Here is a 14,430-nt window from a genome sequence, read left to right as displayed (position 1 = left end):
GCCGTCAGCGCCCGTCGCCCAGCCGCCGCGTGGCCTCGCCGCGGTAGTCGGCGAGCAGCGGCGGGGGCAGCGGGCCCTTGATGCGCCGCCCGCCCTGCGACTCCTCCCACGCGTGGGCGAGAATGCCGACCGAGCGCGAGAGCACGAACAGCCCGCGCGCGAGCTCGGGAGGCACGCCGAGCTCGGCGTAGACGATGGCCGAGATGCCGTCGATGTTCATCGGCACGGCACGGCCCCGCGCCGCCAGCGCCGCCTCGAGCGCGAGCCCTGCCCGCAGAGCGTCGCCCTCGAGTCGTCCGGCCGCCACCGCCTCCTCGACGAGCCTCAGGAGCGGGTCGCGACGCGGGTCGACGGGGTGGAAGCGGTGGCCGAAGCCGGGGACGAACGCGCCGCGCTCGCGGAACGCGGCCACGGCGTCCGCGGCGAGGTCGTCGATCGCGCCCTCTCCCTCGCGAGCGCGGGAGACGAGGTCGGTCAGCAGCGCGACGCACTGCTGACCGGCGCCGCCGTGGACGTCGCCGAGCACGTTGACGCCGTTCGCGACGGCCGAGTTGATCCCCACCCCGCAGGTGATCGCCATGCGCGCGCTCGCGATGGACGGGGCCTGGGGGCCGTGGTCGGCGCTCGCGACGAGAACCGCGTCGAGCAGGCGTCTCGTGGTCTCGTCGGGCAGCTCGCCGCGGGTCATGAGCCAGATGGTGCTGACGAAGTCGGCGCACGCGATCATGTCCTGCACCGGGTACCCGCGGTACTCGATCTCGCCGGGCGCGATCCGCGTCACCGCGGTCGCCCACCACTGCGTCGTCTGCGCGACGTCGACGTCTGTCGTGTCGGTCATACCGCTCCGTTCCTCCTCAGCGCGGCGATCTCGTCGTCCGCGTAGCCGATCTCCGTCAGGATCTCGTCGGTGTGCTCTCCGAGCAGCGGGGGCGCCGCGCGGGGCACGCTGGGCTCGCCGTCGACGCGGATGCCGTTGCCGATCACCCGCAGGGGCTCGCTGCCCCCGCCGGGGAAGGGCAGCTCGTGCACGAGCCCCCGCGCACGGATCTGCGGGCTCTCCAGCACCTGCGGCACCGTGAGAACGGCCGCGGCGGGCACGCCGGCCTCGCTGAGCTCCTCGGCCCAGTCGTCGGCCCCGCGCGCCGCGAGCGCCCGCTCGAGGAGCGCCGTCAGCTCGGCCCGGTGCGTCTTGCGGGCCTCGCGTTCGGCGAAGCGGGGGTCGTGGATCAGCTCGGGCAGGCCGACGATGCCGCAGAGCGTCTCGAACTGCTCCTGCTTGTTCGCGGCGATGTTGAGCGCGCCGTCGCCCGTGGCGAACGTTCCCGACGGCGACGCGGTGCCGTTGTCGTTGCCGAGCGGGCGCGGCTCGCGCCCGCCGATGAGGTGGTTCGAGACCACCCATCCCATGGCCGTGACCGCGGTCTCCAGCATCGACACATCGATCTCGCAGCCGCGCCCGCTGCGCTCACGTCCGACGAGCGCGGAGGAGATCGCGAAGGCCGCCGCGAGACCGCCGAGGGTGTCGGCGATGGGGTATCCGGCCCGCAGGGGAGCCGTCTCCTCGTCGCCCGTCACGCTCATCATCCCCGAGCTGCCCTGGATGATCTGGTCGTACGCGGGCTTGGCGCGCAGGGGCCCCGTCTGGCCGAAGCCCGAGATCGCGCAGTACACCAGCCGCGGGTTGATCTCGCGCAGGGCCTCCCAGGGGAAGCCGAGGCGCGCGAGGACCCCGGGGCGGAAGTTCTCGCACAGCACGTCGGCCCCGGCGACGAGCCGCCGGAAGACCTCCCGGCCCTCCTCGCTCTTCAGGTTGACCGTGACCGACCTCTTCTGGGCGTTCTGCGCCAGGAAGGAGATGCCGAGCTCGCGCGCGTTGAGCTCGCTCGAGCTGCCGAGCTTGCGGGCAAGGTCGCCGCCGCCCGGCGTCTCGATCTTCACGACCTCGGCGCCGAGCAGCGCGAGCTGGTAGCCCGCGTACGGCCCCGCCAGCACGTTGGTCATGTCGAGCACGCGGATCCCGGCAAGGGGTCCGCCGGGCGACGGCGCCCCGGTCACGCGGCGACCGCCCGGCGGTGCGCCCGGAAGCGCTGCACCCCGACGATCGCCAGGGTGACGACGAGGATCCCGTACAGCGCGATGGTGATCGGGCTGGAGACGAGGACGGACGGGTCGCCCTCGCTCACGGCGAGCGCCCGGCGAAGCTCGGTCTCGGCCAGGGGGCCCAGGATGATCGCGATCAGCATCGGGGCGAGCGGCAGCCCGTAGCGGCGCATCATGAACGCCAGCAGGCCGATCACCAGCACCAGCACGAGGTCGATGATCTTGCTGCTCGTCGCGTAGACGCCGAGCATCGCGAACACGGTGATCCCCGCGTAGAGATAGTGCCGCGGCACCTTGAGCAGCTTCGCCCACAGCGGCGCGAACGGCAGGTTGAGGATCAGCAGCACCACCATGCCGATGAAGAAGCTGGCCAGCAGCGCCCACACGAGGTCGGGGGCGCGCTCGAACAGCAGCGGGCCGGGCTGGAGGCCGTACTGGCGGAACGCGGCGAGCATGATCGCCGCCGTGGCGGACGTCGGCAGGCCGAGGGCGAGCAGCGCGCCCATCGCGGTGCCGGCGGTGGCGTTGCCCGCGGCCTCGGGTCCGGCCACGCCCTGGATCGCTCCCCTGCCGAACATCGGCTTGCGCCGGCGACGGTCGAGGCGGCGCTCGGTGCCGTACGCCAGGAACGTGGGCACCTCGGAGCCGCCCACCGGGATGATGCCGAACGGCACGCCGATCGCGGTGCCGCGCAGCCAGGCGGGCCCGGCCTGCTTCAGCTCGGACCACGACAGCCAGAGCCGGCCGCCCGAGGGGATGACGCCGGTGTCCTCGCGCGTGCCTCGTCGGGCCGCGACCGCGAAGACCTCGCCCAGTGCGAGCAGACCGACCGTGATGACGACGATGTCGATGCCGTCGAACAGCTCGGGCACGCCGCCGGTGAAGCGGATCGCCCCGGAGATGCCGTCGATGCCGACCACCGCGATCGCCAGGCCGACGGCCAGCGAGGCCAGGCCGCGCAGCACCGAGTCGCTCACCACGGCCGAGATGGCGACGAAGGCGAACACCGCCAGCGCGAGGTACTCGGCCGGGCCGAACAGCGTCGCGAGCTCGGCGAGCCGCGGCGCGAAGAACACCACGAGCGTCGACGCGATGATGCCGCCGATGAACGCGCCGATCGCGGAGGTCGCGAGCGCCTGCGCCGCCCGGCCGTTGCGGGCCATCCGGTGGCCCTCGATCGAGCCCGCGATCGCCGTGCTGTTGCCCGGCGTGTTCATCAGGATGCCCGCGATCGAGTCGCCGAACAGGCCGCCGAACAGCACGCCGGCGAACATGATGAAGGCGCCGATCGGGTCGAGCGAGAAGGTCACGGGCAGCAGGAGGGCGACGGCCATCGCGCTGCCGAGGCCGGGGAGCACTCCGACGGCGGTGCCGAGCAGCGCTCCGACGAACACCCAGAGCATGTTGATCGGGGTGAGGACGGCGAGGAATCCGTCGCCGAGGTTCGAGAGGACGTCCATCAGATCACTCCTGCCAGGATTCCGGGAGGCAGGCTGAGGCCCAGCCCCGCGGAGAACGCGAGCTGCACGATCGACGAGACCGCGACCGCGAGGAAGATGTCGAAGACCGGGCGACGGCTGCCGAGCGCCCAGGAGACGCCCCAGAACAGGAACGCCCCCGAGAGCAGCCAGCCGACCGGCGTCAGCGCGGCGATGAAGACGACCACCACGCCGACGGCGCTGAGCAGCGAGCGCACGTTGCTGCGGGTGCGGACGGCCGCCTCGTCGGAGGGCTCCGCCTCCGCCTCGTCCTTCTGGACGTCGGCAATGAACGCGAGGTCGTCCTCGTCGAGCGCGGACGGCGTGGCCTCCAGCGACGTGTCCGCGGGGGACGCGACGTCGGCCGCCTCGGGCTTGCGGATCACGTCGATCGCCAGCAGCACCGCGATGATCGCGCAGGCCGCCGCGACGAAGGACGGGAAGACCGTGGGCCCGGGGAACGAGATGTTCTCCGGGATCTCCATCGTCACGATGCCGTAGACGAGCGCGCCGCTGATCAGCAGCATGATGGCCGGGGCGATGAGCCCCGTGCGCCGACGCCAGAAGCCGTCGGAGAGCCTGCGTCCTCGTGCGTGCGGCACGAGCCTGACGATCCCGGTCACAGTCCCAGCTCCTCGATGATCTCGTCGATGCGCGCCTGGTCCTCCGCGATGAACTCCTCGAACTCCTCGCCGAGCAGCGGCACCGGCACCCAGTTGTTGCGCTCGAGGACCTCCTGCCACTGCTCCGAGCCCATCAGCTCGTCGAGGATCTCGACCAGCTCGTCGCGCTGCTCGTCGCTGATGCCGGCCGGGGCGACGAGGCCGCGCCAGTTCGGCAGGGAGACGTCGGCGCCGGCGTCGATGAACGTCGGGATGTCGATGCCGTCGACCGGCTCGTCGGCCGACAGCGCGAGGGCGCGGAGATTGCCCGCCTCGATCTGGTCGCGGAAGTCGTTGTAGCTGCTGACGCCGACGTCGACCGTGTGCGAGAGCAGCGCCGTGAGCACCTCGCCGCCGCCGGCGTAGGAGATGTAGTTCATCTGCGTCGGCTCGACGCCGATCTCGCGCGCCACGAGGCCGGCCAGCAGGTGGTCGGTGCCCCCGAGGCCGCCGCCGCCGACGGCGATGCCGTGCGGGTCCTCCCGCCACGCCTCCAGCAGGTCGTCGAGGGTCTCGAACGGCGAGTCGGCCGGGACGATGAACACCTCGTAGTCCTCGGCGAGCCGCGCGATCGGCGTGGTGTCGAGCAGGTCGACGTCCGAGCCGTTGACCGTGATCGCGCCCTCCATGACAGTGCCGGTCATCATGAGCTGCGTCGGGTCGGCGGGAAGCCGGGCGAACTGCGACAGCCCGATCGTCCCGCCCGCGCCGGGCACGTTGACGACCTGGACGTTGTTGACGATCGAGGCGGCCCGCATCGCCTGCTGCGCCTCGCGGGACGCCATGTCCCACCCGCCGCCGGGAGCGGCCGGAGCCATCACCGTCAGCGAGGACCGCGGGGAGGCACCCGTCGTCGATCCGCTCGCATCGACCGCCGCGAAGCCGGCGAGCGCGGCGGTCGCCGCGATGCCGAGCCCGGCGAGAATCCTGCGTCTTGCCTTCACAGTCACTCCCTCGTGACATTGGGGGTATCCACTACATGGACATTTCTGTCCGCCTGACAGTATCCTGACGGAGTTCAGCCCGCAACCGCCGAAGGACGAAGGATGAGCGACGCCAACGACAGCGGCACGGTCCGAGCGGTCAGCCGCGCGCTCGCCGTCATCGACGCCTTCGCGGCGCGCGGCGCGACCCACCTCACGATCGCCGATCTCGTGCGCGTCTCCGGGCTGCCGCGGACGACGGTGCTGCGCCTGGCCGACACGCTGGTCGCCGAACGCGTGCTGCAGCATCAGGACGGCGCGCTGACCATCGGCCCGCGGCTCGCGCTGTGGGGCATGTTCGCCGAGCAGGCGTGGGCGGTGCCCGAGGCGACCCGCGAGCGCATGGCCGACCTCGCGCTCGAGACCGGCGAGACCGTCAGCGTGTACGTGCGCAGCGGCACGCGGCGCGTCGCCGTGGCGCAGGCGCCGGGCCCCTCCGCCCTGCGACACGTCGTGCAGGTGGGCGACCGCCTGCCGCTCTCCCGCGGGGCGTCCTCCATGGTGCTGCTCGCCGGCGCCGCCGAGCCGCTCGACGACCTGCTCGCGACGCTGCGTGCCGACCCGGACCTGCCCGGCTTCGACACCGCCGCGCTGCGGATGCGTGTCGCCGAGGCGCGGGAACGCGGCTGGGCGGCGACCCACGGCGAGCGCGAGCCCGGCATCAGCGGCGTCGCCGTGCCGCTCCTGTCCGACCCCCAGCCCGTCGCCCTCGCCCTGGGCGGCCCGACCGCGCGCTTCACCGACGAGCGCGTGCCCGCCTTCGTCCGCGCTCTGCAGGCCGCGGCCGCCGACATCCGGCGCACCGGCCTGCCGCCCGCGGCGACGAGCGGCTGATCGCCGCGCGCCGACGCGCGGCCCGAACCCAGGAGGAACCATGACCGTCCCGCCTCTCCCCCGCCCCGGCGCCTACCCGGCCGCCACCGTCTCCGACGCGATGGACCGCTTCGGCGTCGCGCCCGGCATCCGACCGCTGTGGGAGGGCGCGACGATCTCGGGGCCCGCCTTCACGGTGTGGACGCGGCCGGGCGACAACCGCGGCATCCACGCCGCGTTCGAGACGATCCGGCGCGGCGAGATCCTCGTCGTCGCGGGCGACGGCGACGTGTCGCGCGCGCTGATCGGCGAGCTCGTGGCCGAGAAGGCGAAGGCGCTCGAGGTCGGGGGCATCGTGCTCGACGGCGCCGCCCGCGACGCGATCGGGCTGCGCGAGGTCGGCGTGCCGGTGTTCGCCCGCGCCGTGTCGCCGGCGGGGCCCTGGAAGACCGGCCCGTTCCGGCTGCAGGAGACCGTGGCGATCGGCAACGTCCCCGTCGCCCCCGGCGACTGGATCGTCGGCGACGACGACGGCGTGGCCGTCGTCCCTCGGGCGCGCGTCGAGGAGACCGTCGCGGCGACCGAGGAGCTGCTGCGCGGGGAGGAAGAGCGGCGGGAGGCGAACCGCGCCCTGGTGGCGCGGCCGTGACCGCCGGGACGACCGGCACCACCGGGAGCACCGAGACGGAACGCCCCGTCGTGTGGGTGCCGCGTCCGGTGCACGACGACGCGCTCGCGCGCCTCGAGTCCTGGGCCGAGGTGGCGCGCGGCTGGGGCGACCGGCCCGTCGGCTTCGACGCGATCTGCGACACCGTGTCCGGGATCCTGCTGCGCACCGAGCGCGTGGACGGCGACATGATGCGCCGCGCGCCGCGCCTGCGCATCGTCGCCCGGCACGGGGCCGGCGCGGACACGGTCGATCAGCAGACGGCGGCGCAGCTCGGCATCCGGGTGACGACCACCCCCGGCGCGAACTCCCGGGCCGTCGCCGAGCACGCTGTCGCGCTGCTGCTCGCCGTCAGGCGCGGGATCGGCGTGGCGGCGCGCGAGGGCGCCGCGGCCGACCGTGCGTTGCTGACGGGCCGCGAGCTGGGAGGCGCCACCCTCGGTCTCCTCGGCTTCGGGCGCATCGCGCGCGAGGTCGCCCGGATCGCTCGCGACGGCTTCGGCATGCGCGTCCTGGCGCACGACCCCTTCGCGCCGGCCGAGGCGTTCGCGGCGGCCGGGGTCGAGAGCGCGTCGCTCGCGCGCATATCGCAGGAGTCCGACGCCGTCAGCGTGCACATCCCGCTGACGGCGGAGACCCGCGGCGTGGTGGGCGCGGGCTTCCTGGGGCGCCTTCCGCCCGGCGCCGTCGTCGTCAACACGTCGCGCGGCGGCGTGGTCGACGAGGACGCGCTGCTGTCGGCCATCGCGTCCGGGCACCTCGCCGGGGCGGGACTGGACGTGACGACGGTGGAGCCCCTGCCCGGCGACCATCCACTGCGGCGGCACCCGCAGGTCGTCGTGACGCCGCACGTGGGCGGTCAGACCGCCGAGGCGATGCGGCGGGTCGCGCTGGAGGCCGCCGACGCGCTCCGGGACGCGCTCTCCCCCGCCGCGGCTCAGACCGCGGGGACGATCTGAGCTGCGGCCGAGCGATCAGCCGGGGCGACCGGGCCGGCGGTCCACACCGCGCCCGCCGGCCCGGCCGGCTCACGGCCGAGACGACTCACAGCGCCGGCGGGCGCTGCCGCAGACCGCTGACGAGGAGCGCGACGGACGCCCGGACGTCGTAGTCGGGATCCGGAGAGGTCCACGCGACGAGGTCGCCGATGGCGCGCAGCAGCTGGTAGGCGCTGGTGGGGGCGACGATCTGCCCGGCCTCGCGTCCCGCGTCGAGCAGGTCCGACAGGACGGGAACGAGGCGCTCGACGAACATGCGGTGCAGCGCGGTGAAGCCGGCCGAGTCGCCCTCCCAGACCCGCGCGAGCCCGTGCTTGGTGCCGAGGAAGTCCACGAACAGGCGGACCCACGCGACCAGGGCGTCGTACGGCGTCGCAGACGAGGCCAGCAGGCCGGGCCCGGCCTCCGCGCACTCCTCGACCTGATGCCGGTACACGGCCGCCACCAGATCGGAGCGCGAGGGGAAGTGCCGGTACAGCGTCGCGACGCCGACCCCCGCCTCGCCGGCGACCTCTCGGACCGACGCGCCGACGCCGGAGCGCGCGAAGACCGTGGCCGCGGCGTCGAGCAGCGCCTGGTTGTTCCGGGCGACGTCCCGCCGCGGGCGCGGAGCGTCGTTCACGGGCACGGTCATCCGTCGATCATCCCACGCCCGGCGGGCATATCGGAACGTTGATCCGTTTCATTTGCAAAGCGGATCAACGTTCCGTATAGTCACGGAACACTGATCCGTTTCGAATCCCCATTCCCCACGAAGGGCCATCTCCTTGTCCACGCTCCCCACCTCCCGCACCGCCGCTCAGATCATCGGCGTCCGCCCGGTGACCCTTCCCGCAGCCGACCGCGGCACCCCCCTGCAGGTCCGCGTCACCGCCCCCGTGGACGGGACCCGGCTGCCCGTCATCGTCTTCGCCCACGGCTTCGGCGGCTCCATGACCTCGGGCGACCCGCTCGTCGACCACTGGACCGCGAACGGATTCGTCGTCGTGCAGCCCACGTTCCTCGACTCGGCCACTCTCGGCCTGAGCCCGGCCGACCCGCGCTATCCCGACATCTGGCGCACGCGCGTGAGCGATCTCGTCCGCGTCATCGACCACCTCGACACGGTGCTGGCGGAGGTGCCGGGGCTCCCGCAGCGCGTCGACGTCGCTCGGCTCGCGGTCGCGGGTCACTCGTGGGGCGGGCAGTCGGTGTCGATGCTCCTCGGCGCCCGCGTGATCGGCCCGGACGGGCTGCCCGGCGAGGACCGCACCGACCGACGCGTCAAGGCGGGCGTGCTGCTCGCCACCCCGGGGGTGTCCCGAGGCGACCTGGCGCCGTTCGCTCAGGAGCATTTCGCCTTCATGAGCCCCGACTTCGACGGCCTCACGACCCCGTCGATCGTCGTCGCCGGCGACCACGACCAGTCGGCGCTGTCGACCCGCGGGCCGGACTGGTTCACCGACGTGTACCGCTACGCGCCCGGCGCGAGGCACCTCGTCACGCTGTTCGGCGGCGAGCACTCGCTCGGGGGCATCCAGGACTACGGGTCGACGGCCACCACCGACGAGAGCCCCGAGCGGGTCGACCTGGTCCGCCGGGCCACGACCGCCTTCCTGCAGGACGCCCTCGGCGTCGACGGCCGCGCATGGGCCGAGCTGACGGCCACCCCCTCGTCCGCGGTCGGGCGCGTCGACTCGAAGGCGTCCGGCAGCGAGGCGACCGCGACCGCACAGAACGCCTCCGAGTAGGGGCGCGGCGCGGGTCGTCACCTGGCGTCATCGACGGCCCGCTCCCTCCCCGGCGCGGTTAGCCTGACGACATGAGCGAGCAGGCCACCGAACCCCGCGTCTACGTCATCCACGAGAACGCCGAGTGGTTCCCGCCGTTCGCGGCCGCCTTCGCGGATCAGGGCGTCCCCGCGCAGGAGTGGCTGCTGACGGACGGGGCCATCGACCTCTCGTCCGAGCCGCCCCAGGGCGTCTTCTGGTCACGTCTGTCGGCCTCCGCGCACACGCGCGATCACGCCGCGTCGAAGGAGTACGGTCGCGCGGTGCTGCGCTGGCTCGAGTCGTGGGGCCGCACCGTCGTGAACGGCAGCGACGTGCTCGAGTTCGAGGTGAGCAAGGTGGCGCAGCACGCCACGCTGCGCGCCGCCGACGTGGACGTGCCACGCACGACGGCGGTCTTCGGAACCGCCGCGCTCAAGGAGCGGGCGCGCGAGTTCTCCGCCCCCTTCATCAGCAAGCACAACCAGGGCGGCAAGGGTCTCGGCGTGCGCCGCTGGGACGCCCACGACGACTTCGACGCCTGGGTGGACGGCCCCGACTTCGAGCCGTCGCCGGACGGGATCACGCTGATCCAGGAGTACCTCTGGACCCGCGAGCCCTTCATCACGCGCGCCGAGTACGTGGGCGGCGAGCTCGTCTACGCGGTGCGCGTCGACACGAGCGCCGGCAGCTTCGAGCTGTGCCCCGCCGAGGCCTGCGCGGTCGACGGGGAGGACGGGACGCCGGCGCCCCCGCTGTTCCAGCTGCGCGACGAGATCACGCCGGAGCACCCGCTGGTCGCTCAGCACCGCGCGTTCCTCGAGAGGGCCGGCATCCGCATCGCCGGGATCGAGTTCGCCGAGACGTTCGACGGTCGGCTCGTGACGTACGACGTCAACACGAACACGAACTACAACCCGGACGTCGAGGCCGTGGCGCCGCGCTCGGGCCCGGGCGAGATCGCGCGCTTCCTCGGCTCGCTGCTGCGCGCGGAGCAGCCCGTCCCGGCCTGATGGCGCCCGCGCCGGCGGCCTCCGGCGCGGGTAACGTCGAGGACATGACCGACACCACCTCCCCGCGAAGCGAAGACCGGGCCGATCGGCTCGCGTCGCCGGGCGAGCGCGCCGCCGCGCCGCCCGCGTTGGACGCGGAGGGTTTCAAGCTGCTGTTCCGGGGGCACCCCGGCGGCGTCGCGGTCATCACCGCCGAGGGACCCGACGGGCCGGTCGCGCTGACGGCGACGTCGGTCGCCTCTGTCAGCGCCGAGCCGCCGATGCTGGTCTTCTCGGTCTCGGCGCTGTCCTCGGCGACGCCGGCCATCCTGGCCGCCGACACGATCGTGGTGCACCTGCTCGACGCCGCCGACCTGCCGCTGGCGCGCCTGGCCTCGACGAGCGGGGTCGACCGGTTCGCCGACACGTCGCTGTGGACCCGGCTGCCGACGGGCGAGCCGCTCTTCCCCGGCGTGCGCGCCTGGGCGCGGTGCACGATCGTGGGGCGGCTCGAGGCCGGCGCCTCCACCGTCATCGTGGCCCACGCCCTGCAGGGCGCCACCACCCGCGGCGTCGGGCACCCGGAGGGCGGCGACGACGCGCCGCTGGTCTACCACAACCGCACGTGGCACCGCCTCGGCGAGGGATCCCGCATCCACTGAGGCCCGGCCGCGCACCGGCGGTGCGCTCAGCCGGTGACGTCGACGCTCATCGCCGCCGGCGCGGGCGCGCCGAGCGCGTGGAGGTCGACGCGGCGGACGTCGCAGCCTGCGCACCGCACGTACACGACGACCCCTTCGGACGTCGCGTGCCTCGACTCGGTGAGCCACGCGTGCTCATGGGGAGCGATGGGCGCGGGACGGGGATCCGGGGTTCCGAGGAGCGTGGTCACTCCTCCACGATGCTGTAATGGTCTTATGCATCTCAACCCTTACGGCGAGTACGCGGTGCTGCTGGCGGCCTCGCTGGCGAACGACTGGCCGGACGACCGGGCGGGCATCGAGCGACGCGCGCGCGAGTTCGGGATGACGATGGACTTCCTCGAGAACCCCGACGACCACGCGCAGACCCGGCGCGTGATCGACGACTGGCTCGAGGTGGTCGACGCCGAGGACCACGAGCGGCGGGCGGGGCTGCTGAACGACCGGATGGCCGCCGTGGCCGCATACCCGCGCCTGACCGACCACGACGGCGAGGGGTGGCACCTGCACTACCGCGATCCGGACCAGACGCTCGCGTACGTGCTCTCGGCGGTCTTCAGCGTCGGCACCGCGCTGCACCTGTCGACGCGCGGCATGTCACGACTGGGGCGGTGCGCGGCGGGTGCCCCGTGTCGCAACGTGGTGGTGGACGTGACCCGCAACGGTCGACAGCGCTACTGCTCCGTGCGCTGCGCCAACCGCGCGGCGGTGCGGCGCCACCGCGCCCGCTCCGCCCGCGGATCGTGATGCCCAGGGGTTGCGCATGAGAGCGCTCCCATGCCTAATGTCCTGAGAGGGACACCCGCGCCGGACGGATGGCCGGGGAGCGCACAGGGATGAGCAGAGCCACGCACGACCGCTCGGGCAGGCCGACGATCGAGGACGTCGCACGCCTGGCGGGCGTCTCGCGCGCCGCGACGTCGAGGGCGCTGAACGGACAGCCCGGCGCCTCCGCCGAGGTGCGCGAGCGCGTGGCTCGCGCCGTCGCCGAGCTCGGCTATCGCCCCGATCTCGCCGCGCGCGAGCTCGCCTCCGGGCGCCGCCGCACGATCGACCTGGTGGTGGTGCTGCCCGACGACTGCGAGACCACGTGGCTCGCCGCCGATCCGTACTACGGCAGGATCATCGCGGGGCTGATGCCGGCGCTGGACCGAGAGGGGCTGCCGCTGCGCATCCGGCGGATCGACGAGACGGACGCCGCGGCGCAGCTGCGCGAGCTGGCCCCCGCGGTCACCGCCGGCGCCGTCATCGTGAACGTCCCCGTGTCGCTGGCCGAGCGCTTCGCGCGGCAGGCCCGCGGTCCGGTGGTCTCGCTCACCCCGACCGACCCCCGCGTGCCCGGCGTCCTCGCACGGAACCGCGAGGGCGCGCGCGCCGCCGTCGAGCACCTGCACGCGCTCGGCCGCCACCGGATCGGAGCCGTCCACGGGCCGGCCGGCAACGAGTGCGCGCTCGCCCGCCGTACCGGCCATCTCGAGGCGGCTGCCGCCCTCGGCCTGGACGTCGTGACGGCAGACGGCGACTTCGGCCTCCAGGGCGGGCGCCGTGCCGCGGCCGAGCTGCTGGCACGCCATCCCGACCTGGACGCGCTGTTCGTGGCGTCGGACATGATGGGCGCCGGGGCCGTTCAGGCCGTCACCGCGGCGGGTCGACGCGTGCCGGAGGACGTCGCGGTCGTCGGCTTCGACGACTCCATCGCCGCCGTCTACGCGAACCCGCCGCTCACGACGATCCGGCAGCCCGTCGAGGAGATGGCATCCGCGGCGGTCGAGGCGCTGCTCGACGGCACCGCCGGCCCGGGCTGGCGGCCCGCGTTCGCCTGCGGGCTCGTGGTGCGCGCGAGCACCGCGTCCTGACCTCGCCGGGCGCCTCCCGGCCCTCAGACTCAGCGGAGCATCGTGGGGGCGACGTCGCGGAGCGCCTCGAGCGCGGCCCGCGCCCCCGCCGGCAGCTCATCCCACGAGGACATCGCGGCTACTTCGCGAGGGCGGCCTTGGCGTAGGCGACGAGCGCGTTGGCATGACCGTGGCCCAGCCCGTGGTCGCCCTTCAGCCAGGCCACCACCTCCATGTGCGCGCGCCCGCCCTCCAGCCGGTCGACGATCAGGTCGAGCCACTCCTGGATCGGGCGACCGTAGACCTCCTCGATGCGGGGGAAGTACGACGCCGGCCCGGCGACCTTCTCGCCCGGCGCGATCACGGGCGCGGTCACGCGATGCTCTGTCATGACGCCAAGCTAGGGCACGCGACGAGACCCCGTCGAGCCCCGCCGCCGACCCGGCCCTCGCAGCTCGCACCTCACCGCGTGTCCTACTCTGAGAGACGCGCGGGACGGAGGGAGACGGATGTCAGGCGGGCCGCTCTCTGCCTCGGCCTACGAGGTGCTCGGGGTCGAACCCGACGTGGACGACGAGGCGCTGCGCCGCGCCTACCGGCTGCGCCTGCGGCAGACGCACCCCGACACGGGCGGCGACGCGGCCGAGTTCGTCCGTGTGCAGCGCGCCTGGGAGCTCGTCGGCACCCCCGCCGACCGCGCGGCGTACGACCGCGGTCACGGTCCGTCCGCCGAGACGTCCTGGAGCGGATCGGCCGACCAGCCGAGCGCGCGCCGGGACACGCGCCCGCGCGCCCGGTCGTACGGCCACCCGGGCGGCTGGCGGCGAGAGCGCTACCTGACCCTGATCCGGGAGTGGGCGGGGCGGGGCGTCGAGCTCGCCGATCCGTATGCGCCGGAGCTGGTGCGCTCCGCTCCCGCCGAGATCCGCCGGCTGCTGGCCGACGCCCTGGCCGAGGAGGCGACGGCGCGCACCGTCGCCGACCTCGGGATGGGCTTCACGGTGTGGCACGACGTCGCGGCGGGAGACGACGCCGACAGCAAGCTCGACCACGTCGTCCTCGGCCCGTCGGGTCTGCACGGCGTCGAGTCGTCCGACTTCGGCGGGGAGGTGCGCTTCCGCCGCGGCGAGGTCATCGGCGAGGCCGTCGGCGCCCGCGCGCCCGTCGCCGAGCTGCTGTCGCGCATGAGGGCGGTCGCGAGGAGTGCGCGGGTGCGCTTCGGCGGGGCGATCCTCGTGCTGCCGGACGACGACCTCCCGCAGGCGGTCACGCCTCTCGGACGCGTGCGCGGGGTCCCCGTGGCGGTCGCGAGCCGCAGCAGTCTCGGCCCGCTGCTGCGCGCCGGCGTCCCCGGCGCCCGCCCGATCGGCGGCAACGAGCTGTTCGACGTGCGCACGCGGCTGCAGCAGTCGGTCCGCTTCGTCTGAGCGGCGGAGTCGGCGTCCCGACCGGC

The 14,430-nt window shown here is 74.0% G+C and carries 17 protein-coding genes; 9 read left to right on the top strand and 8 right to left on the bottom strand.

From position 1 onward, the window contains the following. Positions 1-4: 4 nt before the first annotated feature. The 5 genes from K5S26_RS11460 to K5S26_RS11440 are packed head-to-tail and all read right to left on the bottom strand — an operon-like array spanning position 5 to position 5,184. Positions 5-838 carry a citryl-CoA lyase gene (locus K5S26_RS11460; RefSeq protein ID WP_221858121.1) on the bottom strand — a complete coding sequence of 278 codons (834 nt, stop codon included), beginning with the start codon at positions 836-838 and terminating at the stop codon, positions 5-7. After that, positions 835-2,055, bottom strand: a complete 1,221-nt coding sequence (locus tag K5S26_RS11455) for a CaiB/BaiF CoA transferase family protein (RefSeq protein WP_308122925.1) — start codon at positions 2,053-2,055, stop codon at positions 835-837. The genes K5S26_RS11460 and K5S26_RS11455 overlap by 4 nt, the downstream gene beginning before the upstream one ends. After that, complete coding sequence (locus tag K5S26_RS11450) at positions 2,052-3,560, bottom strand: tripartite tricarboxylate transporter permease (protein ID WP_221858120.1); 1,509 nt, start codon at positions 3,558-3,560, stop codon at positions 2,052-2,054. The genes K5S26_RS11455 and K5S26_RS11450 overlap by 4 nt, the downstream gene beginning before the upstream one ends. Further along, positions 3,560-4,201 (bottom strand): tripartite tricarboxylate transporter TctB family protein, encoded by a 642-nt coding sequence (locus K5S26_RS11445; RefSeq protein ID WP_221858119.1) that lies wholly within the window; start codon positions 4,199-4,201, stop codon positions 3,560-3,562. The genes K5S26_RS11450 and K5S26_RS11445 overlap by 1 nt, the downstream gene beginning before the upstream one ends. Then, on the bottom strand, positions 4,198-5,184 hold the full coding sequence (locus tag K5S26_RS11440; RefSeq protein ID WP_308122924.1) for a Bug family tripartite tricarboxylate transporter substrate binding protein: 987 nt from the start codon (positions 5,182-5,184) through the stop codon (positions 4,198-4,200). Before K5S26_RS11440 ends, K5S26_RS11445 begins: the two co-directional genes overlap by 4 nt. A gap of 102 nt (positions 5,185-5,286) precedes the next feature. Here K5S26_RS11440 and K5S26_RS11435 point away from each other — a divergent pair, with 102 nt between their 5' ends. The 3 genes from K5S26_RS11435 to K5S26_RS11425 are packed head-to-tail and all read left to right on the top strand — an operon-like array spanning position 5,287 to position 7,662. After that, complete coding sequence (locus tag K5S26_RS11435) at positions 5,287-6,057, top strand: IclR family transcriptional regulator (RefSeq protein WP_221858117.1); 771 nt, start codon at positions 5,287-5,289, stop codon at positions 6,055-6,057. Positions 6,058-6,097: 40 nt separating this feature from the next. Next, positions 6,098-6,685 carry an RraA family protein gene (locus K5S26_RS11430; protein WP_221858116.1) on the top strand — a complete coding sequence of 196 codons (588 nt, stop codon included), beginning with the start codon at positions 6,098-6,100 and terminating at the stop codon, positions 6,683-6,685. Next, positions 6,682-7,662: an NAD(P)-dependent oxidoreductase gene (locus K5S26_RS11425; RefSeq protein WP_221858115.1), complete on the top strand. Its 981-nt coding sequence runs from the start codon at positions 6,682-6,684 to the stop codon at positions 7,660-7,662. The genes K5S26_RS11430 and K5S26_RS11425 overlap by 4 nt, the downstream gene beginning before the upstream one ends. Before the next feature lie 85 nt (positions 7,663-7,747). Here K5S26_RS11425 and K5S26_RS11420 read toward each other — a convergent pair whose 3' ends face one another. Beyond that, positions 7,748-8,335, bottom strand: a complete 588-nt coding sequence (locus K5S26_RS11420; protein ID WP_221858114.1) for a TetR/AcrR family transcriptional regulator — start codon at positions 8,333-8,335, stop codon at positions 7,748-7,750. A gap of 133 nt (positions 8,336-8,468) precedes the next feature. Between K5S26_RS11420 and K5S26_RS11415 the strand changes: the two genes are divergently transcribed. The 3 genes from K5S26_RS11415 (at position 8,469) to K5S26_RS11405 (ending at position 11,103) form a co-directional block, all read left to right on the top strand. Next, entirely contained in the window at positions 8,469-9,431 is a 963-nt protein-coding gene (locus K5S26_RS11415; protein ID WP_246603907.1) for an alpha/beta hydrolase family protein, read from the top strand. A 71-nt stretch (positions 9,432-9,502) separates the two neighbouring features. Next, positions 9,503-10,462, top strand: coding sequence for an ATP-grasp domain-containing protein (locus K5S26_RS11410; protein ID WP_221858113.1), 960 nt, complete (start codon positions 9,503-9,505; stop codon positions 10,460-10,462). Between the two features lie 44 nt (positions 10,463-10,506). Then, a complete protein-coding gene (locus K5S26_RS11405; RefSeq protein ID WP_221858112.1) occupies positions 10,507-11,103 on the top strand; it encodes a flavin reductase family protein in 597 nt (198 codons plus the stop codon). A gap of 26 nt (positions 11,104-11,129) precedes the next feature. On the opposite strand, the gene K5S26_RS11400 is transcribed toward K5S26_RS11405, so the two are convergent. Beyond that, positions 11,130-11,333, bottom strand: coding sequence for a hypothetical protein (locus tag K5S26_RS11400; protein ID WP_221858111.1), 204 nt, complete (start codon positions 11,331-11,333; stop codon positions 11,130-11,132). A gap of 25 nt (positions 11,334-11,358) precedes the next feature. On the opposite strand from K5S26_RS11400, the gene K5S26_RS11395 reads away from it, so the two are divergent. Both K5S26_RS11395 and K5S26_RS11390 read left to right on the top strand, forming a co-directional pair. Further along, positions 11,359-11,889, top strand: coding sequence for a CGNR zinc finger domain-containing protein (locus tag K5S26_RS11395; RefSeq protein WP_221858110.1), 531 nt, complete (start codon positions 11,359-11,361; stop codon positions 11,887-11,889). Between the two features lie 89 nt (positions 11,890-11,978). Beyond that, positions 11,979-12,998 (top strand): LacI family DNA-binding transcriptional regulator, encoded by a 1,020-nt coding sequence (locus tag K5S26_RS11390; protein ID WP_221858109.1) that lies wholly within the window; start codon positions 11,979-11,981, stop codon positions 12,996-12,998. Between the two features lie 118 nt (positions 12,999-13,116). Here the strand turns inward: K5S26_RS11390 and K5S26_RS11385 are convergent, their stop codons facing one another. Continuing rightward, positions 13,117-13,368: a DUF4287 domain-containing protein gene (locus K5S26_RS11385; protein ID WP_221858108.1), complete on the bottom strand. Its 252-nt coding sequence runs from the start codon at positions 13,366-13,368 to the stop codon at positions 13,117-13,119. Between the two features lie 118 nt (positions 13,369-13,486). On the opposite strand from K5S26_RS11385, the gene K5S26_RS11380 reads away from it, so the two are divergent. Beyond that, positions 13,487-14,404 (top strand): J domain-containing protein, encoded by a 918-nt coding sequence (locus tag K5S26_RS11380; protein ID WP_221858107.1) that lies wholly within the window; start codon positions 13,487-13,489, stop codon positions 14,402-14,404. Positions 14,405-14,430 lie beyond the last annotated feature (26 nt).

This window comes from Microbacterium marinilacus (assembly GCF_019753765.1).
In the GTDB taxonomy this organism is placed as follows: domain Bacteria; phylum Actinomycetota; class Actinomycetes; order Actinomycetales; family Microbacteriaceae; genus Microbacterium; species Microbacterium marinilacus.
This window is presented reverse-complemented; position numbering and strand designations above follow the sequence as displayed.